General features: G+C 64.1%; 22 protein-coding genes and 1 pseudogene. 7 read left to right on the forward strand and 16 right to left on the reverse strand.

Annotated features, from left to right (window positions below):
* The first annotated feature begins 30 nt into the window (after positions 1–30).
* Together AYJ54_RS03195 and AYJ54_RS03200 are read left to right on the forward strand one after the other, a co-directional pair.
* Positions 31–324 (forward strand): GYD domain-containing protein, encoded by a 294-nt coding sequence (locus tag AYJ54_RS03195; RefSeq protein ID WP_063696421.1) that lies wholly within the window; start codon positions 31–33, stop codon positions 322–324.
* A 180-nt stretch (positions 325–504) separates the two neighbouring features.
* Positions 505–861: an Mth938-like domain-containing protein gene (locus AYJ54_RS03200; protein ID WP_063696422.1), complete on the forward strand. Its 357-nt coding sequence runs from the start codon at positions 505–507 to the stop codon at positions 859–861.
* A 41-nt stretch (positions 862–902) separates the two neighbouring features.
* Here AYJ54_RS03200 and pobA read toward each other — a convergent pair whose 3' ends face one another.
* Complete coding sequence (gene pobA, locus AYJ54_RS03205; protein WP_063696423.1) at positions 903–2,075, reverse strand: 4-hydroxybenzoate 3-monooxygenase; 1,173 nt, start codon at positions 2,073–2,075, stop codon at positions 903–905.
* Between the two features lie 51 nt (positions 2,076–2,126).
* Between pobA and AYJ54_RS03210 the strand changes: the two genes are divergently transcribed.
* Positions 2,127–3,032: a helix-turn-helix domain-containing protein gene (locus tag AYJ54_RS03210; RefSeq protein WP_063696647.1), complete on the forward strand. Its 906-nt coding sequence runs from the start codon at positions 2,127–2,129 to the stop codon at positions 3,030–3,032.
* Between the two features lie 32 nt (positions 3,033–3,064).
* Here the strand turns inward: AYJ54_RS03210 and AYJ54_RS03215 are convergent, their stop codons facing one another.
* Positions 3,065–3,448 carry an SPW repeat protein gene (locus AYJ54_RS03215; protein ID WP_063696424.1) on the reverse strand — a complete coding sequence of 128 codons (384 nt, stop codon included), beginning with the start codon at positions 3,446–3,448 and terminating at the stop codon, positions 3,065–3,067.
* Positions 3,449–3,953: 505 nt separating this feature from the next.
* Between AYJ54_RS03215 and AYJ54_RS03220 the strand changes: the two genes are divergently transcribed.
* On the forward strand, positions 3,954–4,568 hold the full coding sequence (locus AYJ54_RS03220) for a LabA-like NYN domain-containing protein (RefSeq protein WP_063696425.1): 615 nt from the start codon (positions 3,954–3,956) through the stop codon (positions 4,566–4,568).
* A gap of 24 nt (positions 4,569–4,592) precedes the next feature.
* Here AYJ54_RS03220 and pcaG read toward each other — a convergent pair whose 3' ends face one another.
* Both pcaG and pcaH read right to left on the reverse strand, forming a co-directional pair.
* Positions 4,593–5,219, reverse strand: coding sequence for a protocatechuate 3,4-dioxygenase subunit alpha (gene pcaG, locus AYJ54_RS03225; protein ID WP_063696426.1), 627 nt, complete (start codon positions 5,217–5,219; stop codon positions 4,593–4,595).
* A gap of 4 nt (positions 5,220–5,223) precedes the next feature.
* Positions 5,224–6,018 (reverse strand): protocatechuate 3,4-dioxygenase subunit beta, encoded by a 795-nt coding sequence (gene pcaH, locus AYJ54_RS03230; protein WP_063696427.1) that lies wholly within the window; start codon positions 6,016–6,018, stop codon positions 5,224–5,226.
* A gap of 105 nt (positions 6,019–6,123) precedes the next feature.
* Here pcaH and AYJ54_RS03235 point away from each other — a divergent pair, with 105 nt between their 5' ends.
* Both AYJ54_RS03235 and pncB read left to right on the forward strand, forming a co-directional pair.
* Complete coding sequence (locus tag AYJ54_RS03235; RefSeq protein WP_063696428.1) at positions 6,124–7,044, forward strand: LysR family transcriptional regulator; 921 nt, start codon at positions 6,124–6,126, stop codon at positions 7,042–7,044.
* Between the two features lie 79 nt (positions 7,045–7,123).
* Positions 7,124–8,428 (forward strand): nicotinate phosphoribosyltransferase, encoded by a 1,305-nt coding sequence (gene pncB / locus AYJ54_RS03240; protein ID WP_063696429.1) that lies wholly within the window; start codon positions 7,124–7,126, stop codon positions 8,426–8,428.
* A 302-nt stretch (positions 8,429–8,730) separates the two neighbouring features.
* On the opposite strand, the pseudogene AYJ54_RS54290 reads toward pncB, so the two are convergent.
* The 5 genes and pseudogenes from AYJ54_RS54290 to tcuA form a co-directional block, all read right to left on the reverse strand.
* A pseudogene (locus tag AYJ54_RS54290) lies at positions 8,731–8,841 on the reverse strand (hypothetical protein); the annotation flags it as partial.
* An 11-nt stretch (positions 8,842–8,852) separates the two neighbouring features.
* Entirely contained in the window at positions 8,853–9,374 is a 522-nt protein-coding gene (locus tag AYJ54_RS03245; protein ID WP_245328860.1) for a disulfide bond formation protein B, read from the reverse strand.
* 61 nt (positions 9,375–9,435) lie between these two features.
* Positions 9,436–9,594, reverse strand: coding sequence for a DUF5993 family protein (locus tag AYJ54_RS51105; RefSeq protein WP_201724118.1), 159 nt, complete (start codon positions 9,592–9,594; stop codon positions 9,436–9,438).
* Positions 9,595–9,820: 226 nt separating this feature from the next.
* Positions 9,821–10,924, reverse strand: a complete 1,104-nt coding sequence (gene tcuB / locus AYJ54_RS03250; protein ID WP_063696430.1) for a tricarballylate utilization 4Fe-4S protein TcuB — start codon at positions 10,922–10,924, stop codon at positions 9,821–9,823.
* Complete coding sequence (gene tcuA, locus AYJ54_RS03255; RefSeq protein ID WP_063696431.1) at positions 10,902–12,302, reverse strand: FAD-dependent tricarballylate dehydrogenase TcuA; 1,401 nt, start codon at positions 12,300–12,302, stop codon at positions 10,902–10,904. The genes tcuB and tcuA overlap by 23 nt, the downstream gene beginning before the upstream one ends.
* 157 nt (positions 12,303–12,459) lie before the next feature.
* On the opposite strand from tcuA, the gene AYJ54_RS03260 reads away from it, so the two are divergent.
* Positions 12,460–13,143, forward strand: a complete 684-nt coding sequence (locus tag AYJ54_RS03260; RefSeq protein WP_063696432.1) for a GntR family transcriptional regulator — start codon at positions 12,460–12,462, stop codon at positions 13,141–13,143.
* A gap of 9 nt (positions 13,144–13,152) precedes the next feature.
* On the opposite strand, the gene AYJ54_RS03265 is transcribed toward AYJ54_RS03260, so the two are convergent.
* The 7 genes from AYJ54_RS03265 to AYJ54_RS03295 form a co-directional block, all read right to left on the reverse strand.
* A complete protein-coding gene (locus AYJ54_RS03265) occupies positions 13,153–13,920 on the reverse strand; it encodes an IclR family transcriptional regulator (protein ID WP_063696433.1) in 768 nt (255 codons plus the stop codon).
* An 8-nt stretch (positions 13,921–13,928) separates the two neighbouring features.
* A complete protein-coding gene (locus AYJ54_RS03270; RefSeq protein ID WP_063696434.1) occupies positions 13,929–14,813 on the reverse strand; it encodes an NAD(P)-dependent oxidoreductase in 885 nt (294 codons plus the stop codon).
* A 58-nt stretch (positions 14,814–14,871) separates the two neighbouring features.
* On the reverse strand, positions 14,872–16,068 hold the full coding sequence (locus AYJ54_RS03275) for an ABC transporter substrate-binding protein (protein ID WP_063696435.1): 1,197 nt from the start codon (positions 16,066–16,068) through the stop codon (positions 14,872–14,874).
* Positions 16,069–16,084: 16 nt separating this feature from the next.
* A complete protein-coding gene (locus AYJ54_RS03280) occupies positions 16,085–16,942 on the reverse strand; it encodes an alpha/beta fold hydrolase (protein ID WP_063696436.1) in 858 nt (285 codons plus the stop codon).
* On the reverse strand, positions 16,939–17,382 hold the full coding sequence (locus AYJ54_RS03285) for a hypothetical protein (protein WP_136623409.1): 444 nt from the start codon (positions 17,380–17,382) through the stop codon (positions 16,939–16,941). The genes AYJ54_RS03280 and AYJ54_RS03285 overlap by 4 nt, the downstream gene beginning before the upstream one ends.
* Before the next feature lie 210 nt (positions 17,383–17,592).
* Positions 17,593–18,684, reverse strand: coding sequence for a HupE/UreJ family protein (locus AYJ54_RS03290; protein WP_063696437.1), 1,092 nt, complete (start codon positions 18,682–18,684; stop codon positions 17,593–17,595).
* A partial coding sequence (locus tag AYJ54_RS03295) for a DUF4340 domain-containing protein (RefSeq protein ID WP_161491802.1) occupies positions 18,681–19,161 on the reverse strand: 481 nt, incomplete at its 5' end. The genes AYJ54_RS03290 and AYJ54_RS03295, both read right to left, overlap by 4 nt.

The raw sequence follows: 19,161 nt of genomic DNA on the forward strand, positions 1-19,161 counted from the left end.
ACGCGCACATGCACCCCAGGGAGGATCGACATGGCGACATTCATACTGACGATCGACTGGACCGACCAGGGAATTCGGAATGTCAGGGATGCTCCCAAGCGCAGCGAAGCTGCGAAGGCGCTTGCCAAGAAAGTCGGAGTCGAGATCAAGGACATCTATCTCGTCTCCGGCGCGCATGACATTCTCGTCGTCGCCGAAGCACCGCTCGGCGACCATATCACAAAATTCGCGCTTGCGCTCGGCTCCCTCGGCAATGTGCGGACCAGCACCTCGCGCGCCTGGACCGAGGCCGAGTGGACCAAGCTGATATCCGAGCTCCCGTAAGCGGCTTCGCAGTCTCGACGGACCTGCGTCCAGTCCGGCGGATTGGCGCAGCCGTGATTTCGGCGCCCGGCGGTCGGCGCCTCGAGGAGGTGCGATCGACGGGCGCTTCTGACATCGATACCGGGCTCGTCCACCGAAGCTGAGGCGAGACTTGTGCCGACATCAAGAGGAGGTCAGGCCATGGAGATCGAAGACACGACGTTCGGCACGATCACGATTGACGGAAAGACCTATGAACACGACGTGATCATTCGTCTGTCCGGCGAAGTGGCAAAGCGGAAGAAAAAGCTGTCGAAGAAGTACTACGGCACCTCGCACGTCCTCTCGAAGGACGAGGCGAAGTTCATCTTTGAAAACGGATGCGAGCAGCTCATTCTTGGGTCGGGCCAGATGGGCAATGTGCATCTATCGCCGGAAGCGGAGGCGTATTTTGCGAAGAAGGGTTGCGCAGTCCTGCTTGAGCCGACGCCCAAGGCAATTCACACGTTCAACCACTCGCATGCCAGGAAGATTGGTCTTTTTCACGTAACTTGCTGAACCACCCACCGCCAGAAGAGCCTGGCAATACGCTGGAAGCGCTAGAACGGCAGCCCTACATAGTTCTCCGCGAGCAGGCGCTGCGCCGTCTCGGACGAGAACAGATACTCCAGCTCGGTCTGCTGCAGCCTGTCTTCGTACTCCAGCCGGTCGGGGAAACGATGCAGCATCATCGTCATCCACCAGGAGAAACGCTGCGCCTTCCAGATCCGCGCCAGCGCTTTGGCCGAATAGCCTGTGAGCCCGGAATCATCGCCATGCTCATAGTGCGCGAGCAGGCCGTGATAGAGATAGTAGATGTCGGAGGCGGCGCTGTTGAGCCCGCGCGCGCCCGTCGGCGGCACGATATGGGCGGCATCGCCGGCGAGGAACAGGCGGCCATAGCTCATCGGCTCGGCAACGTAGCTGCGAAGCGGCGCGATGCTCTTTTCGATCGACGCTCCCGTGATCAGGCGGCCGGCAACCTCCTCCGGCAGGCGCCGCTTCAGCTCGGCCCAGAACGCATCGTCCGACCAGTCCTCCACCTTGTCGGCCAAAGGAACCTGGATGTAGTAGCGGCTCAAGACCTGCGAGCGCATCGAGCAGAGCGCGAAGCCGCGCTCATGGTTCACATAGATCAGCTCGGGTGACACCGGCTTGGTGCGTGACAGGACGCCAAGCCAGCCGAACGGATAGACCTTCTCGTATTCGCGCAACACGTCCTTCGGGATCGACTTGCGGCTGATGCCGTGAAAACCGTCGGCACCGACGATGTAGTCGCAGTCGACCCGCACGATCTCGCCGTTCAAACGATACGTCACGAACGGCTTGTCCGAGGTGAGACCATGCGGCGTCACGTCCTCGGCATTGTGCACGACCTTGCCGCCGTGCCGGTCGCGCGCCTCGTAGAGATCGCGCGTCAGCTCGGTCTGGCCGTAGACCAGCACGGAATTACCGCCGGAGTGCTTGTGCAGGTCGACATGGGAGAGCACGCCGTCATGCGCGATCTCGAAGCCCTTGTGGATCTCGCCCTCGCGGTCCATCCGCTCGCCGCATTGCGCCTCGCGCATCAGCTCGGCAAAGCCGTGCTCGAGCACGCCGGCCCGGATGCGGGCGAGCACGTGCTCACGGCTGTATTTCTCCAGCACGACCGTGTCGATGCCCTTCAGGTACAGAAGCTGGGACAACAGCAGCCCGGATGGCCCACCGCCGATGATGCAGACCCGAACTTTCATTTTTACGTCCTCCCGTCTGGGAGCTTTTTGCAGATTCCGCGCCGCAAACCGATGGAGGGTTTTGCCTTTGTCTTGTACTATTCGAACATGAGAAACGCAGCCCCTGCCCCGGCCATCCGGGTCTACAACCTGTTCGGCGAATCCGGCGATCTGCCCGATGTCGTGCATTGCGAGACGATCGCGTCCCGCTCGGTGCTGCATGACTGGACGCTGGCCGTGCACCGCCATGCCCGGCTGCACCAGGTGCTGCTGATCGAGCGTGGCGGCGGCGAAGCAACGCTCGATGGGCGCGTGGTGCCCTTGAGGCCAATGCAGATTGTCAACGTGCCAGTCGGCCACGTCCATGGCTTCCGCTTCGTGCCCGGCACGCAAGGCTGGGTCCTGACCATCGCCGCGGAGATCCTCGACGAGGCGCTGCTCGCCTCGGAGGGCCTGCGCGGCGCGCTGTCGCGATCGGCCGTGGTCCGCGGCACGCCGCAGATCCGCGCCACCATGAAGCAGATCTTTGCCGAACACGCGGCGCGCAATTTCGGCCGTGCCCATGTGCTGCGCGCGCTGTCGGCGGCCATGATCGGACTTGTGGCGCGCGCGCTGACGGGCGAGAGCGGCGGCAATGGAACGGCCGAATCCGGCCTGTTCCGTCGCTTCGAGGCGCTGCTCGAGGAGCATCATCTGGAGCGCTGGAGCGTTGCGGACTATGCCGAGGCGCTGGCGATCACGCCCACGCATCTCAACCGGGTGACGCGAGCTGCGACCGGCGACACCGCCTCGCACCTGATCCTCAACCGGCTGATCCGCGAAGCGCGGCGCAACCTCGTTTACACCAACCTGCCGGTCTCGACCATCGCGTATGCGCTCGGCTTCGAGGATCCCGCCTATTTCAGCCGCGTCTATGCCGCGGCCACAGGGCTATCGCCGCGCGCCTTTCGTGCGCAGTTGCATGGCGGCGAAGACTGACGCGTCGGGTGCTAGGCCGTGCGCACCGTTTGCTAGTGATGTGCTCTCTCTTGCCGCGACTCCATTTGGTCCGGATGCCTCTTCTCGTAGTGGAGAAAGAGATCGAGCAAGGCCAGAAGCATGATGACGACGCCAAAGCCAATGCTGAAATGCATCGCGCGTGTGTGCGGGAATCCCAGCAGCCAGGGCGACACGATGAGCCAAACGCCCATCAGGACGTTGATCCACTCTTCCCAGTCGCGATAGGCGGTAATGGCAGCAAGCGATAGTATGCCTATGATTGCGCTCGTCACCCAGAGATCGATCCTGCCCTGGCTGATCGTCAGCTTGAACAGCCACGGGGATATGAAGAGTACAGCCGCGAGAAACAGATTGTAGACGTCAGGGACGGTTTCGCGCTCTTGCAACCTGCTCATGACACACCTCTCCGCGGGGCATATGTCGGGGAAGCATTCGCAAGGGCTTTGGTTCCGGACCAGCAGGCCTCGTCTGGATAGACTTTGGTCGCAGGCCGCGCCGCGAGCCGACCTCCTCACCCGAGGAGAACACTGCAAGATGAGGCCTGTTGTCGTTCGCGCCGCGACAATCAGACTTCGAGGAAGACCGTCGCCTTCGCCCTGATCGCGAAGCTGCGCGGGCGCGTCCACTTACCTTCGTATAGGGCGTCCAACCCTTTGGATACAAGCCGTTTACCTCCGTACAATTGAGCATGAAATGCGCACGCCTTAACGTGGCTGCATTGGGCGCCCTGGCGCCAGTGGCATCAACCTCCCTAACCTTGGCGCAAGACGGCCACACCCTGTCCGGTCGTCTGCGCTGCTTTTTCAGCAAGCGACCGGCGAGTTGAGCATTCCGACCGGCATGCAGAGCCCTGGCGGCTGAACCTGCTGGCTTCCATGCGGAACTGGAGATTCGTGCATAATGTCTTCGATTGAGAAGATCGCACTCTTCATCGATGGCGCCAATCTCTATGCCACCTCCAAGGCGCTCGGTTTCGATATCGACTACAGGCGTCTGCTCGGCGAATTTCACGGCCGGGGTGCGCTGCTGCGGGCCTTCTATTACACGACCGTCATCGAGGATCAGGAATACTCGTCGATCCGCCCGCTGATCGATTGGCTCGACTACAACGGCTACACCGTCGTCACCAAGCTCACCAAAGAGTTCGTCGACGCCACCACCGGCCGCCGCAAGGTGAAGGGCAGCATGGATGTAGAACTGGCGGTGAATGCGATGGAACTCGCCGAGCACGTCGATCAGATCGTGTTGTTCTCGGGTGATGGCGATTTTCGTTCGCTCGTTGAAGCCGTGCAACGTCGCGGCGTTCGCGTCACGGTCGTCTCCACGCTTACCAGCCAGCCGCCCATGGTCGCCGACGAACTGCGCCGGCAGGCCGATGTATTCATTGATTTGGTAGAACTGAAGCCAAAAGTGGGACGCGATCCGGCCGAGCGGCCGGGATCGCGCGAGATGCGTCAGCAACCGCCGCAATTCCTCACGCGCGGAACGATCAATCGAGGCGATCGGGTGGAATGATCTTGCGGGACGATCGCCGGATCGTCAGACGTCGAAGAACACGGTCTCCTCGGGTCCCTGCAAATTGATCGTGAAGGTATACACGACCTTGCCGGCGCGCTCGCCGCGCTTTGCGATCAGCGTCGACCGCCGGACCGGCGGCTCGACCAGGTTGAGCACGGGATCAGCGGCGTTGGCGGCTTCCTCATCCGAGAAATAGAGCCGCGTGTTGAGCCCGATATTGATACCGCGCGCGACGATCCAGACGTTGACGTGCGGCGCGCATTTGCGGCCCGCCTTGTCGGTGATCGCTCCGGGCTTGACGGTCTCGAAGGTGACGAGCCCGCTGTCGAAATCCGAGCCCGCGCGACCCCAGCCGCGAAACTCCTCATCGAGCGCGCCGACCGAGCGGTCGGCCGGATGGTTGTAGCGGCCGGCGGCGTTGGCCTGCCAAATCTCGAGCAGCACGTCGCGCAGCGGCGAGCCGCTGCCGTCGAGCACGCGGCCTTCGAGCGTGATGCGCTCGCCTTGCGTGTTCGGCGTCACCAGGACGTTGGAAAAGTTCTTCTCGAAGATGTCGAAGCCGGCCATGGCCGGAATCAGACCGATATGGACGTAGGGCCCGGCGGTCTGCGAGGCGGTTTCCTTGAGGTAGTTGAGCGGCTGCGGCATTGACTCAGTTTCCTTCCGGGCGATTTTCGAAATAGGTGGAGCGCTGGCCGCGCAGCACGATGTCGAAGCGGTAGGCAAGCGAATCGAACGGCGTAGAGGCGTTGAGGTCGAGCGGCGCGACGAGACGGTCGAGCGCGTCCTTGTCCGGGATCGTCGTCAGGATCGGGCAGACCGGGATCAGGGGATCGCCCTCGAAATACATCTGCGTGATCAGCCGCTGGGCAAGGCCCGAGCCGAACACCGAGAAGTGGATGTGGGCCGGACGCCAGCTGTTGACATAGTTGCGCCAGGGATAGGGCCCGGGCTTCACGGTGCGGAAGTAGTAGTAGCCGGTGTCATCGCTCAGCGCGCGGCCGCAACCGCCGAAATTCGGATCGATTGGCGCCAGATACGTGTCCTTCTTGTGCCGGTAGCGGCCGCCGGCATTGGCCTGCCAGAACTCGACCAGCGTGTTCGGTACGCCGCGGCCGGTCTCGTCCAGCACTCGCCCATGGACGATGATGCGCTCGCCGACGGGATCGCCGTCCTTGGCGTAGTTACGGATCAGGTCGTTGTCGAGCGGGCCGAGATCGTTGTGGCCGAACACCGGCCCGGTGATCTCCGAGATCGAGTTCTCCAGCGACAGCAGAGCCTGGCGCGGCGAGCGCAGCACCGAGGATTTGTAGCCGGGCGCATGCGCCGGCGGATGGATGGAGCGGTCGCGCTGGAAGAAGCCGCCGTCGCGAAGCGGCGGCGTGAAGGGCTCGGGGCGATTGAAGCGGGGATCCTGCAAGGCTGGAATTGGCGCCTGGGCATTCATCGGCGTTGTCTCTCCCTGTGACGCCCGGGATCCGGGCGCGCGGCTTATCGGGAGATAATGGCCTCGCCTATTCTCAAGATAAATGGATGGATTATAATCAATCTCATGAAAGAAATCGATCATTTGGCGCTCGACGGCCACGCGCTCGAGCTGTTCCTTGCCGTGCTGGAGGAAGGCTCGGTGACATCAGCCGCGACGCGTCTCGGCCTGACGCAATCGGCGGTCAGCCACGGGCTCAACAAGCTGCGGCGGATCGCGGGCGATCCGCTGTTCGCCAAATCCGGCCGCGGCATCGTCGCCACCGCGCACGCCCAGGCGCTGGCCGCGAAGGCGCGCGCACTGATCGACGAGATGCGCAGCTTCGCCGGCGGCGTCACGTTCGAGCCGGCGCACGCGCAGCTCTCGCTGACAGTCGCCGCCAATGATTTCCAGCGTGATCTGCTGCTGCCGCGATTCTTCGGACATGTCGCGGCGCAGGTGAAGAGCCTGAACCTGCGCGTGATCCCCTCGCAGTCTCCCTCGCCCGCGATGCTGCGCGAAAACCGCTGCGACCTCCTGATCACACCGCTGCCGCCGTCCGGCGTCGACATCGTGCAGAAGCGCCTGCTGAGAGATCATTACGTCTGCTACTACGATCCCGACGCGCGCGCCGCGCCGGCCGGCCGCAACGCCTATCTCGCGGCCCGCCACATCACCGTGGTCTATACCGACAATGAGCGGCTCGACTTCGACCGCCGGCTCGCGGCAAACGGCTTCCATCGCGACATCGCGATCTCCGTGCCAAGCTTTTCCGGCGTGCCATCGTTCCTGCGCGGCTCCGACATGCTGGCGAGCATGCCGAGCCTGCTGGCTTCCGGCGTGATGGCTGGCTTCGCGCAAACGCGCATTCCGCTCGCGTCCCGCACCCGGACACTCGCCGAGCTGCCGATGTTCATGGTCTGGCACCAGCGCTATCAAAAGGACCCGGCCCATCGCTGGATCAGAGGCCAGCTCGAGACGGTGGCGGCAACAGCGGCTGGAGACTGAGCCTGGGTCCCTCCGCGCGGAAACCTGCCCCTCGCCAAACCCACTGGTTGCGCCAAGGCAGCCACGCTAGAATTCCCCCATGACCGTGACCGACATTGCGAGCAGGACCTATAATCACAGCTGGCGGCTGGACCCCATCATCCGCAGCCTGCTTGATACCGACTTCTACAAGCTATTGATGTTGCAGATGATTCGGGAATCCTACCCGAATCAGCAGGTGACTTTCTCGGTCATCAACCGCTCGCGCCATGTGCGGCTCGCCGAGACCATCGACGAAGGCGAGCTGCGCGCCCAGCTCGACCATGCCCGCACCATCCGCTTCACCAAGAAAGAACTGATCTGGCTTGCCGGTAACACGTTCTACGGCAAGACCCACATGTTCTCGGCGGACTTCATCCGCTGGCTCGCCGAATTCCGCTTGCCCGAATACGAGCTGCGCAAGGTCGAAGGCCAGTACGAGCTGCATTTCCACGGGCCCTGGACCCACACCACGATGTGGGAGATTCCGGCGCTCGCCATCCTCAACGAACTGCGCTCGCGCGCGGCGATGAAGGGCCGCGGCCGGTTCGAGCTCGACGTGCTCTACGCCCGCGCCAAGGCAAAGCTCTGGACCAAGGTCGAGCGATTGCGCAAGCTCGAGAATTTGAAGCTCTCCGACTTCGGCACGCGGCGCCGGCACGGCTTCCTCTGGCAGCGCTGGTGCGTGGAGGCGGTGAAGGAGGGCTTGGGTTCGTCGTTCATCGGTACGTCCAACGTCCTGCTCGCCATGGACAACGATCTCGAAGCAATCGGCACCAACGCGCACGAGCTGCCGATGGTGGCCGCGGCGCTCGCCAAGGACGACGAGGAGTTGCGCTGGGCGCCCTATCGCATCCTCGACCAGTGGCGCCAGACCTATGGCGGCAATCTCCTGATCGCCTTGCCCGACGCTTTCGGCACCAAGGCCTTCCTGCGCGACGCGCCGGAATGGGTCGCCGACTGGACCGGATTCCGCCCCGACAGCGCGCCGCCGATCCAGGCCGGCGAAGAGATCGTCAAATGGTGGGCGACGAAGGGCCGCAATCCCAAGGACAAGCTGCTGGTCTTTTCCGATGCCATGGACGTCGGCTCGATCGAGGATACCTATCACCATTTCGCCGGCCGCGTGCGGCTCTCCTTTGGCTGGGGCACCAATCTCACCAATGATTTCGTCGGCTGCACACCGGATGGCTCGGCCAATCTCGATCCGATCTCGCTGGTCTGCAAGGTGTCGTCGGTCGATGGGCGTCCAGCCGTGAAGCTCTCCGACAACCCGGAGAAGGCGACCGGCCTGCCCTCGGAGATCGAGCGTTACCTGCGCGTGTTCGGCAACGTCGGTCGCGTGCGCACGCCCGTGCTGGTCTAGAGCATGATCCGGAAAAGTGCGCAGCGGTTTTCCGACAAGATCATACTCAAACGATAACCCAAAGCGCGATGACGATTCATCCATATCTCATCGCGATTTAGCCCACACTTGGCCAGCTTCTCTCAATCGAGTAAATCGCGCACGGTGAATTCGAGGCATCGCCGCGCGAACGCCGCGCCAGTTCCGCACTCGCGGCATTTGCAACGAACGACGCGGCAAGCCCCGACGTCATCCTGGTCTCGACGCGGCAGCGCGAAATTGCCGTAGCGCGAGGCTGACGGCCCACACCGACACGCCGCTGATCAGGAGATCTCGGCCCGCCGCTCCTGCGCGTAGCGCACCAGCGCCGCGAAGCGGTAGATGCCGTGCACGAATTTGCCATAGGGCATGATGATGAACGATGCGAGCACAGCGCTCGCCCTGGTCACTTCAGCATTAGATAGCGGACCGGGTTATCGTCGCACTGACCCGCTCCGCACTCCAGCACGGTGGATACGAGATTTGCGGCAATCAACAATGCGAAGATCGCGAACACCGCGTTCGATGCCTGTCCGTTCATGGGCGCGTCCCGGGCGTCGTCTCGCTTGCCAGACACATCCTTCAGGACGAAGAGAAGCGCAACATAGCACACGACGCCGACCGCCGCGATGAGCGCCCACGTGTAGAAGTGCAGCCCAAACAACGTCGAGCCGTATCCGGGATCGCCCGGCGCGAGATGCAGCGACACTTGCCGAATCGAGATGAAGCCGGTGACGAGGCTGCCCACGAGAATCATCGCATAGTGCGACGCGCGCTCACCGATGCGCACGTTGAACAGGAATCCAATGCCGATCGCGATGAACCCGGCCCGCTGCAGCAGGCAAAGCGGGCATGGCAACTCGCCGAGCGCAAGTTGATAGTAGAATGCGACCGTCAGGACGAACGAGATCCCGAGCACCCCGAGCATATTCAATATCGCAACGGACGATCGGCCCCTGCTCATCTTCGTCGTGTCCACCTTTACGCCGTCAGAAAGAAAGATTCAGCGAATCGGTCGCGTGGTGAAAGAACCACGCGACTGTGACGACAATCGTTGCGCTCCAGAGCAAATAACCTACTCCCGCGCGCGGACGCCAGAGGCAGGCGCAGCTTGCGAGCGCCAGCAGAAACGGCAAAAACATGTACATAAGCATGGGCTCCTTGATCGATCGCCGTCTGCGCGAGCGGGGAGCAAGACATATACGCTATCACTGCGATTCGGTGCTCCCCATACGGAGCACATCGCTAATGGCTCTCCGGCATTCGGAAATGGCTTCTTTGCCCAGCGGCGTTGAAGCTGTCGAATGGACGAGATTCCCCGGAAATTCGGTCTTTCGATAGGTCGGCCAGACCGCGCCAACCGTCGCACGTCACTCAGGAGCCAGCTTCGCCACGCCGCTCCTGCGCGTAGCGCACCAGCGCGACGAAGCGGTAGATGCCGTGCACGAACTTGCCGTAGGGCATAGTGATGAACAGCGCGAACACCGCGCCGAGATGCAGCGCGAGCAGCGGTCCCATCGCGGCGGTCTCGCGCAGGATCAACAGCGCCATGCCGGTGAGGCCCGTCAGGAACAGCATGGCGATGAAGCCGAGGTCCATGCCGTAGCGCCCCTCGTCGAGCAGTTCGGGGTCGCGCTGCATCTTGGCAACGAACAGTCCGACCGGCCCGACGATCAAACCGATGCCACCGAGCGTGCCGAGCACGACAGGCAGATCCCACCACGGATACGGCGCCTCACGCCCCAGCAGATAATGGTAGAGCGTGGCGACCGACGTCGCGGCAAAGCACAGCAGGAAGCCGTAGAAGGTGAGGTGATGATAGAGCTTCCGCCGGTCGGTCGGCCGGTCGTCCTCATTGTAGCAGCCGACGCCGCCGCCATGGAGATAGCGCAGCTCGCCGGCATCGCGCATCGCCTGGAAGATCGAGCCGCAATCGGCGCGGCCGATGGGATCGCCGATGTCGCGCCAGAACGCACGCACGCTCATGACCAGCGCGAGGATGGCATAGAGCAACGCAGCGCTGAACAGCGCCGCCATCGCGTTGTGCGGCATCAGCTCGTAGAACGCGCCGGGCCCGGTATGCACGCCGAACAGCACGCTGTGATCGTTCAGGGCGGCGAAGCCAAGGATGAAGGCCGCCATGCTCAGCGCGGCGATGATGCTGATGACGAGTCCGTTGCGCGCAAAGGTTCCGGACAACGCCCGCGGCCAGGCATAGGCCGCGTAGGACTCGGCGCGCGCCACCGACAGCGTCTTCGGGACATTGACGTTGAATTCGTGCGGCGGCGAGAACTGGCAGTCGACATAGCAGGCGCCGCAGGAGTGGCAGAGATTGGCGAGATAGTTGAGGTCGCCGTCGGAGAACGCGCGGCGCATCTCCATGGCGGGAAACACCGCGCACAGGCCCTCGCAATAGCGGCAGGAATTGCAGACCGTCATCAGACGGTCGGCTTCGTCAAGAATTCTGGTTCCGTGCATGTTTCGCCGCTTCCCGTCCTGCGATCCGCCCGAACACGCTGCCGATGGTCATGCCGATGCCGGCCGCATAACCCTTGCCGAGCACGTTGCCGGCCATGATCTCGCCGGCCGCGAACATGTTGGCCGACGGCTTGCCGTCCTGCATCAGCATGCGCGCCTCCTTGGTCACGCGCGTACCGAGATAGGTGAAGGTGATGCCGGGCCGCACCGGATAGGCGAGAAAAGGCGGCGTCTCGATGCGTCGCGCCCAATGCGTCTTGGGCGGCGTGACGCCTTCGGTGCGGCAGTCGTCCAGAATGGTGTGGTCGAAGGTGCCGGGCCGCACCGCAGCGTTGAATTCGGTGACGGTTTTTTCCAGAGCGGCCGGATCAAGCTCCAGCTTGCTGGCAAGCTCGGCCACCGTTTGCCCGGCGATCGGCGGGAACAGCGTCGGCATGAAGCTCGTGACGACGGTCGAGTCGAAGATGATGTAGGCGATCTGGTCGGGCTGCGCCGCGACCAGCCGGCCCCAGATCGCATAGCGCTTGGGCCAGATGTCTTCGCCTTCGTCATAGAAGCGCTGCGCGTGCTTGTTGACGACGATGCCGAACACGACGGAGTCGTGGCGGGTGATGATGCCGCCGTCGAATTTCGGCGCGCGGGCGTCGATCGCAACCGCATGGCACTGCTTGGGATCGCCGACCTCCTGCACGCCCCTGGCGAGCAGCATCTTCAGGATCGAGCCGCGATTATAGGGCGTGCCACGGATCAGGAAATTGTCGGCCGCCTCGCCCCAATATTGCTTCAGCCATTCGATGTTGGCCTCGAACCCGCCGGCGGCCGCAACCAGCGAGGTCGCGCGGATCTCGGTTTCGCCATTGATCGACCGCTTGACGCGGGCAGCCAGAAACATGCCGTCTTCGATCACGAGGTCAGTGACTTCGGCATCATACTCAACCTCAACGCCGAGCTGCTCGGCGGTCAGATAGAGCGCGTTCAGCATCGCGCGGCCGCCGCCGAGGAAGAAGGAGTTGGTGCGGCCGAGACTCAGCGTGCCGCCGAGTGACGGCTGCCAGCGCACGCCCTGCTCCACGATCCAGTTCAGGATGTCCTTGGACTCCCGGATCATGTGGCGGGCGAGCTCCTCGTCGGTCTGCCCACCGGTGACGCGGAGCAGATCCTCCCAGAACTCCTCCTCGGTATAGGGGCCGGTCAGGATCTCGGTCGCGGCATCGTGGGCGCAGCGCATGTTGCGGGTGTGCCGCGTGTTGCCGCCGCGATAGAACTTTGGCGCGCCCTCGAGCACGAGCACTGAAGCGCCGCTGCGCCGCGCGCTGATCGCCGCGCACAGCGCCGCGTTGCCGCCGCCGATCACCAGCACGTCGTATTTTCTGCCCATGCCGTCCGTCCGATGCGACGAAGTTAGAGACATTCTGCCCGCCGGCCGCCTCGGTCAACCCGCACCGCCATTGCGTACTTTTGTATATAAAGATATACAGAGGCGACGCAAGCGGCATCTCTGCATGGGCAGGATGCGCTTTGCATCCCGAGGGAACATGGCCAGACGCCCGGCAAAGGCAGGCGGATCGATCGCGCGCGGTGCCGGCGTGGCGCTGGGCGAAGCCGTGTTCCGCTCGCTGTGTGAGGCGCTCCAGGCCGGCAGCTACCGCGCCGGCGACCGCCTGCGCGAGGAAGAGGTCGCGCAGCGGCTGAAGGTCAGCCGCACCCCGGTGCGGGAGGCGCTCGGCCGGCTCGCGGCGCGCGGTTTCGTCGAGCCTGCCGGCGGCCGCGGGCTGATCGTGCGCAACCTCGACATTGCCGAGGTGCTCGAGCTCTACGCCATGCGCGAGATCATGGAAGGCGCCGCCGCGCGTCTTGCCGCCGAACACGCCTCTGGGCCCGAGGTCGACGCGCTCAGGGATATCGAGCAGGCTTTTGTCGAGGCCTCCGAGAACGACTCAGCCGAGATGGCAAGACTCAACCGCGCCTTCCACGAGGCCATCTGCCGCGCCGCGCGCAACCGTTATCTCGACAACGCCTCACGCGAATTGCAGGACTGGATCGCGCTGCTGGGACCGACGACCTTCACGGTGACGGGCCGGCCGACGACCAGCCACAGCGAACATCAGGCCATCATCGACGCCATCGCCGCACGCGACGGCGACAAGGCCGAAAACCTCGCGCGTGCGCACATCCGCGAAGCTCTGCGCTGCCGGCTGAAGCTGTTGCAGAAACAGTAGACGCGCCGGCTATCTCCTGACCCGGCGCGCAGGGCGTGCTCCGGCCTCACGTCCATCCGCGGTCCAAGCCGCCGCACTGTCCAGGAGCTCGGTCGGACCGCCGAGCGCGCGGGTGAGGCGAATGGCCGCCTTCAGCAACAGCGTCGACATCGTCTCGATGCTGTCCCGGGTGAAGCGCGGCTTTGGTCCCGAGAGCGACAGGGCGCCGACGCAGTTGCCGCCCGGTCCGAACACGGGACAGGCCAGCCCGGCGCAATCAGGATCACGCTCGCCGAACGACAGCGCAATGCAGCTCTCGCGGATATCGTCGTGAGTGTCGCCCTTCCCGCCGTCGAAGGCGAGGATGACCCGGCCGGCGGCGCCGCGATCGAGCGGCAGCAACATGCCGGCCTCGACCCGGTCAAGCGTCGAATGCTGGGAATCGACGCGAAAGACGCAGAGCCGACGCTTGGCATCATGCCGCACATGGAACGACGGGCTCTCGGCGCCGTCGGCGACGAGCTGGCGCAGCACCGGCATCACACGGTCGTGCAGATTGTTGGCGCGCTGATAGACCGCGCCCAGCCGGAACGGCGTCGGCCCGAGATGATAGCGGCCGTCGGAGAGCTGCACGAGGTAGCCGAACTCCTGGAGCGAGGTCATTAGGCGCAGCAGCGTGCTCTTGTACATGCCGGTGCGCCGGGCGAGCTCGGCCAGCGGCATCGGCTCGGGCGCGTCCTCGAACGCGGCCAGGATCGTCAAGGCGCGGTCGACGGCGGCGACACCGGGCGAAGCCATGCAGTCTCCTATTGGGGGAATCCGGAAGGGTCGATCAACTTTGCGATCACCGGAAAGTACGCATCGCCCATGCCCTTGTCGATCGTCTCCTCGAAGATCGTGCGCATCAGCGCCGCACCCCGTAAGTTCAGACCGGCCTCGTCACCGAGCGCCAGCGCGTAGCTCAGGTCCTTCATCGCATATTCGGTCGAGAAGGCGCGCAGCGGAAACTCCTTGGCGATGATCGCCTTCATGCCATGGTTGCGCAGCGCGAAGCTGTCGGCCGAGCCTTTGGACAGCGTCTCCAGCAACAGCTTCGGCTCGACGCCGCTGTGCTTGGCGATCGCAACGGCCTCCGCAAGCGCATTGACCGTTTCGAACAGCACCATGTTGTTGAGGATCTTTGTCACCTGCCCTGCCCCGGTGCCGCCGCAGAGGGTGACGTCCGTGGCAAAATGCCGGATCAGCGGCTCGACCCGGGCGAACTGCTCCGGCGTGGCGCCGACCATGACGCTGAGCGTGCCGTCCTGCGCGGCCTGGCGGGTCCGGGCGATCGGCGCATCGATCCAGAGCGCGCCCTTCTCCGCCAACTGCCGGGCGAATTCGCGCGTCATCCCGACCTCGGAGGTACCGAGATCGATCACGGTCTGCCCGCTCTTGATCGACGGCAGGATGCCGCCCTCGAATGCCGACAGCACATGTTTGGCACTCGGCAGGCACAGGAAGATGATTTCGCTGCCGCTGACGACATCGCCGGCGGATTTGGCCGCGGTTGCGCCATCTGCGACGATCCGTGCAAGCGGATCCGCGGCGAGATCGAACGCCAGCACTGTCCGCCCGCTCTTGCGCAGCAGGTTGCGGCAGATCGGCTCGCCCATGACACCAAGACCGATGAACCCGATCAATCCAGACATTTCTCAACTCTCCTCAAAAGCTCGCGGCGGGCAGGCGTAAGCCCACCCGCCGATATCCCTACTTGACCAGCGGACAGCCGCCCTCGCTCATCGGCCGGAACACCTCTTCGCCCGGCTTGGAGCTGACCACCCGGTAGTAGTCGTATTTGTACTTGGACTCCTCCGGCTTCTTCACCTGCACCAGATACATGGTGTGCAGCACACGCCCGTCGGGCCGGATCGCGACATCCTTGTTATACATGTCGTTCACCTTCATCTCGTGCATCTTGGCGGCGACCGCGGTCGCATCCGTCGTGCCGGCAGCCTTCACGGCGGCGAGATAGTGGTGGACGCCACTATAGACACCGGCCTGCACCATGCTCGCGACCTTGCCGTCCATCAGCGCGCCGTAGCGCTTCGACCACGCCCGCGTCTCGTCGTTGAGGTCCCAATAGAACGAAGTCGTCACCTGCAAGCCCTGGGTGACCTTCAGCCCGAGCGAATTCACGTCCGTGATGAAGACGAGGAGGCTGGCGAGCTTCTGGCCGCCGTCGACGATGCCGAACTCGCCGGCCTGCTTGATCGCGGTCTGCACATCTGCGCCGGAAGTCGCGAGCCCAACGACGTCGGCCTTCGACCCCTGCGCCTGCAACAGGAACGAGGCGAAGTCGGCGGTGTCGAGCGGATGCGCGGCCGAGCCGATCACCTTGCCGCCGGCGGCCTCGATGAACTTTGTCGCGTCGCGCTGGAGCGCATGGCCGAATGCGTAATCGGCTGTCACAAAGTACCAGGTCTTGCCGCCGGGACGCGTGATCGCGTCGCTGGTCAGTTTCGACAGCGCATAGGTGTCGTAGTTGAAGTGGAAGCTGATCGGCGAGCAGGATTTTCCTGTGAAATCGGACGAGCCGGGACCACTGATGACGAAGATCTTGTTCTTCTGCTTGGCGACTTCGAGGATGGCAAAGCCGGCGGACGAGGCCGCACCGTCCGCGATCATGTCGACGCCTTCATTGTCGAACCATTTGCGCGCGGTGGCCGAGGCGATATCCGGCTTGTTCTGGTGATCGGCCGAGATGATCTCGATCTTCTTGCCGAGGATCTCGTTGCCGAAATCCTCCGCCGCGAGCTTCGCCGCGGCGATCGAGCCACGCCCGCCATTGTCGGCGAAGACGCCGGACTGGTCGTTGAGCACGCCGATCCTGATGACATTGTCGGCCGCCGACGCCATCCCCGCCTGCGCGGCCAGAACGGCCGCCGCAATCCAACGCAGCTTCATACGAAACGCCTCCACTTTACGAATTCTGCTTGTCGAGAATGTCCTGCAGCACCGGCGCGATGTAGCGGCGGAACTGCGCGGGGTTTTCACTCATCGGGAAATGGCCGAGTCGCTCCATGATGGTGGCTTTCGCACCCGGGATGCCTGCGGCAGTCCGCAGTGTGTCCTCGGGCGTGCAGGAAAAATCGTACTCGCCGGTCAGGAGATAGAGCGGGCACTGGTTGACATCGATGGCACCGATGCGACCGCGCAAATCGCCGTCGACGCGGTAGAAATAGAGATCGCCCTTGAAGATGCCGGGGCCGCCCTGCTTGTAGCCCCACAACGTCTCGTGGCGCGGCGCTTCCGGCCCGTTCGGTGCAATAAGCCCGGACACCAGCGCGGCGCAGACTTCGCCGCCATGGACGTCGGGCCGGTTCAGCCAGGCGGTGTCGTACCAGGGCTGCTGGAAGTCGGCAGACTCGAGTCCGATCAGCGCACGAAACTCGCGCGCGTGCTCGATCGCGAGGTTGAGCACGATGCGGCCGCCAATCGAGCAGCCCATCACCACCGGCCGATCCAGCTTCAGTGCCTTGCAGAAGGCACGGATGGTCTCGGTGTAGCTCGCCGTGGTCAAGCGGTATTCATGGCCATACTGGCTGTCCGGCGGATTCGACTTGCCGTGCCAGGGCATGTCAAAGGCGATGACGCGGAAGTTCTTGGTGAACTCCTCATCGACCAGCAGATGCCGCCACTGCCGCGCATCGGAGCCTGCGGTGTGGAGGCAGACCAGCGGAATGCCGCTGCCGTTCTCTTCGAAATAGATGCGGTTGGTCTCGCCCTCGATCTCGACATGCACGTAACGGCCGACGATCGGCTCAATGAAGCCATTCATGACGCGCCCCCGAAGCCGTTTTGGCGCGGCAGCGCCAGCAAATCCTTGAAATACTGGAGATGCGCCATGAAGGGATGCACATCGCCTTCGAGCGTCGCCTGCCCGCGCTTGGTCAACGCCAGGAGGTCATGCCAGCCGGGCGCCGGCATGGCCTGCCAATAGGCGGCGAATGCCGCCGGCGTCGCGCGATAGGCAAACCGCCACGACCGCATCAGGACCGGCGCAGGCGCCATGTCCACGATCTTTCCGGCGCGGATGGCGACATGAAAGGGCTGCGTGCTCGGCCCGAGCAGGCAATCGACGTCGAGCCATCGCCCGCGCGCGGTCAGCGCCGCGTCGCGCGCCAGCAGTTCCGGAATTGCCCTGAAGCCTGCGATGACAACGTCGGGCGAAAATGACACCGGCGGATCGCTGCTCTGGCGGCCATGATCGGATTCCATTCGCTTCACCCCTTGACCATCGTTCCACTGGACAGAACGATATTCTATTTCTGACCCCGTTCTATACAGGCCTCGCGCGCGAACTCAAGTCCGCCTGGTGTCATGTCGCGCGCATCCCTGCCGTGCCACCGCCGGGCAGCAGCGCGCCAGAATGCTCGAGAGGATGAAACTGGTCCGGCAACGCCACGGCAGCCTGCGATGGCGCCGACGTCAGGCCTCGAACACGCGGCTGAACAGCCAGTAGCCGCCGAGCAGGCTGATCGCCGCGGACACGGCATAGACCAGCCCGGTCGCCCTCACCGGCTTGGCGCGGTCAGTCGCGATCAGCCGGTCGAGCAGGCCGAGCACCGGCAGCACGATCGCGACGATCGCAACCTGCCCGATCTCGACGCCGATATTGAAGGCCGCGAGCGCGGGCACGATCGCATTCGCCGGCAGGCCGATCTCCCGAAGCGCTCCGGCGAAGCCGAACCCGTGGATCAGCCCGAACAGAAAGGTCACGCGCCAGCGCCCGTCGATGTCGCGCGAGAAGAAATTCTCGACGGCGACGAACACGATCGAGGCGGCGATCGCCGGTTCCACGATGCGGCTCGGGATGACGACGAAGTCCAGCGCCGCCAGCGACAGCGTGATCGAATGGGCGATGGTGAAGGCGGTGACGATCTTGATGACGGGAATGAGGCGGCGCGCCCACAAGACGACCGCGATCAGAAAGGCGATGTGATCGTAGCCGAGAAAGATGTGCTCGATGCCGGTGAGGAGATAGCGCTGCATGGTCGACCACAGCGGCGGCGCCGGCGCCGACAGCGTGACGGTGGTATTGCCGGAATCGAGCAGCGCCTGCGCCTCGGATTTGCCTTGCGCGACCAGCACCACCTGGCGCGCGGTAGGATCCTTCTCGGTCAGCACGGTGGAGCGATAGACGATGTCGCCGGCGACATTGGCGCAGGAAAAATTGTTGCGATAGATGACGCCGTCGCCATCGGCCAGAATTGCAGCAGTTCCGGCGACGCAGGCCGCGCCGTCGGCCCCGGTCACGGCAAGATGCGCCTCTATATAGGCCAGGATTGACGTCGCGGCCGCGTCGACGCCAGCGGGATCGACCGCGTCCTCCGTCGCATCAGAAATCTTCGTGCCGACGAGCCGGTCGGCATCGCTGCCTTTGAGCGCCACCTCGACGGTCACAGTGCGGTCGGCGGTCAGCGCCACGCGGGCCGTCGAGAGGTTGACCTGATGGGCGCGGGCCGGAACGCCGAAGCCGAGCAGGATCACGCCGAGCAGCAGGATCCGCAATAAGCTCATGATCCTGCTCCGACCGCGCGGAGAAGTTCCGTCAAGCGGTGCATCTCGAACTCGGCCACGGTGACCACCGCGCCGTCGGGCGCGAGGCGCGCGTAGCGGTCGAGACTATCGGCGGACGCACCGAACTCGAGCCTTGCCAGCGGCGTAGCCGCATCGCGCGCGAAGACCAGCACGATCAGGCTCGGCAGGTTGAGCCCATAGCGGGCGAGTTGCGACGGATCGGCGGGTCCGACGCGCGTCTCGATCGCGCTGGCATCGAACGCGCGCAGTGCCGCGTCGATGATGCGCGCCTGCTCGGGATCGGCGACGTGCACGACGTTGCCGGCGGCGTGGTTGTGCTGGCCGAGATGGCGGAACCAGCTGCCGTCAGTGTCGCGTTCGAAGCGGGTCAGCTTGCCTGCAAAAATGATCTCGAGCGCCCACGCTTGCGCCATCGAGACCGGCAGCAACAGGCTCTTGCCACGGCTCGCCGCGTCC

Source organism: Bradyrhizobium centrolobii (genome assembly GCF_001641635.1).
In the GTDB taxonomy this organism is placed as follows: Bacteria; Pseudomonadota; Alphaproteobacteria; order Rhizobiales; family Xanthobacteraceae; genus Bradyrhizobium; species Bradyrhizobium centrolobii.

What these genes read in the sequence shown, in the direction of transcription:
- AYJ54_RS03265 (WP_063696433.1), bottom strand. Translation starts at nt 13,920, where the DNA reads ATGGCTTCGCCCGGTGTCGCCGCCGTCGACCGCGCCTTGACGATCCTG.
- tcuA (WP_063696431.1), bottom strand. Translation starts at nt 12,302, where the DNA reads ATGGGCAGAAAATACGACGTGCTGGTGATCGGCGGCGGCAACGCGGCG.
- AYJ54_RS03220 (WP_063696425.1), top strand. Translation starts at nt 3,954, where the DNA reads ATGTCTTCGATTGAGAAGATCGCACTCTTCATCGATGGCGCCAATCTC.
- pncB (WP_063696429.1), top strand. Translation starts at nt 7,124, where the DNA reads ATGACCGTGACCGACATTGCGAGCAGGACCTATAATCACAGCTGGCGG.
- tcuB (WP_063696430.1), bottom strand. Translation starts at nt 10,924, where the DNA reads ATGCACGGAACCAGAATTCTTGACGAAGCCGACCGTCTGATGACGGTC.
- AYJ54_RS03280 (WP_063696436.1), bottom strand. Translation starts at nt 16,942, where the DNA reads ATGAATGGCTTCATTGAGCCGATCGTCGGCCGTTACGTGCATGTCGAG.
- pcaG (WP_063696426.1), bottom strand. Translation starts at nt 5,219, where the DNA reads ATGCCGCAGCCGCTCAACTACCTCAAGGAAACCGCCTCGCAGACCGCC.
- AYJ54_RS03200 (WP_063696422.1), top strand. Translation starts at nt 505, where the DNA reads ATGGAGATCGAAGACACGACGTTCGGCACGATCACGATTGACGGAAAG.
- AYJ54_RS03210 (WP_063696647.1), top strand. Translation starts at nt 2,127, where the DNA reads ATGGAGGGTTTTGCCTTTGTCTTGTACTATTCGAACATGAGAAACGCA.
- pcaH (WP_063696427.1), bottom strand. Translation starts at nt 6,018, where the DNA reads ATGAATGCCCAGGCGCCAATTCCAGCCTTGCAGGATCCCCGCTTCAAT.
- AYJ54_RS51105 (WP_201724118.1), bottom strand. Translation starts at nt 9,594, where the DNA reads ATGTACATGTTTTTGCCGTTTCTGCTGGCGCTCGCAAGCTGCGCCTGC.
- AYJ54_RS03235 (WP_063696428.1), top strand. Translation starts at nt 6,124, where the DNA reads ATGAAAGAAATCGATCATTTGGCGCTCGACGGCCACGCGCTCGAGCTG.
- AYJ54_RS03195 (WP_063696421.1), top strand. Translation starts at nt 31, where the DNA reads ATGGCGACATTCATACTGACGATCGACTGGACCGACCAGGGAATTCGG.
- AYJ54_RS03260 (WP_063696432.1), top strand. Translation starts at nt 12,460, where the DNA reads ATGGCCAGACGCCCGGCAAAGGCAGGCGGATCGATCGCGCGCGGTGCC.
- pobA (WP_063696423.1), bottom strand. Translation starts at nt 2,075, where the DNA reads ATGAAAGTTCGGGTCTGCATCATCGGCGGTGGGCCATCCGGGCTGCTG.
- AYJ54_RS03245 (WP_245328860.1), bottom strand. Translation starts at nt 9,374, where the DNA reads ATGCTCGGGGTGCTCGGGATCTCGTTCGTCCTGACGGTCGCATTCTAC.
- AYJ54_RS03285 (WP_136623409.1), bottom strand. Translation starts at nt 17,382, where the DNA reads ATGGAATCCGATCATGGCCGCCAGAGCAGCGATCCGCCGGTGTCATTT.
- AYJ54_RS03275 (WP_063696435.1), bottom strand. Translation starts at nt 16,068, where the DNA reads ATGAAGCTGCGTTGGATTGCGGCGGCCGTTCTGGCCGCGCAGGCGGGG.
- AYJ54_RS03215 (WP_063696424.1), bottom strand. Translation starts at nt 3,448, where the DNA reads ATGAGCAGGTTGCAAGAGCGCGAAACCGTCCCTGACGTCTACAATCTG.
- AYJ54_RS03290 (WP_063696437.1), bottom strand. Translation starts at nt 18,684, where the DNA reads ATGAGCTTATTGCGGATCCTGCTGCTCGGCGTGATCCTGCTCGGCTTC.
- AYJ54_RS03270 (WP_063696434.1), bottom strand. Translation starts at nt 14,813, where the DNA reads ATGTCTGGATTGATCGGGTTCATCGGTCTTGGTGTCATGGGCGAGCCG.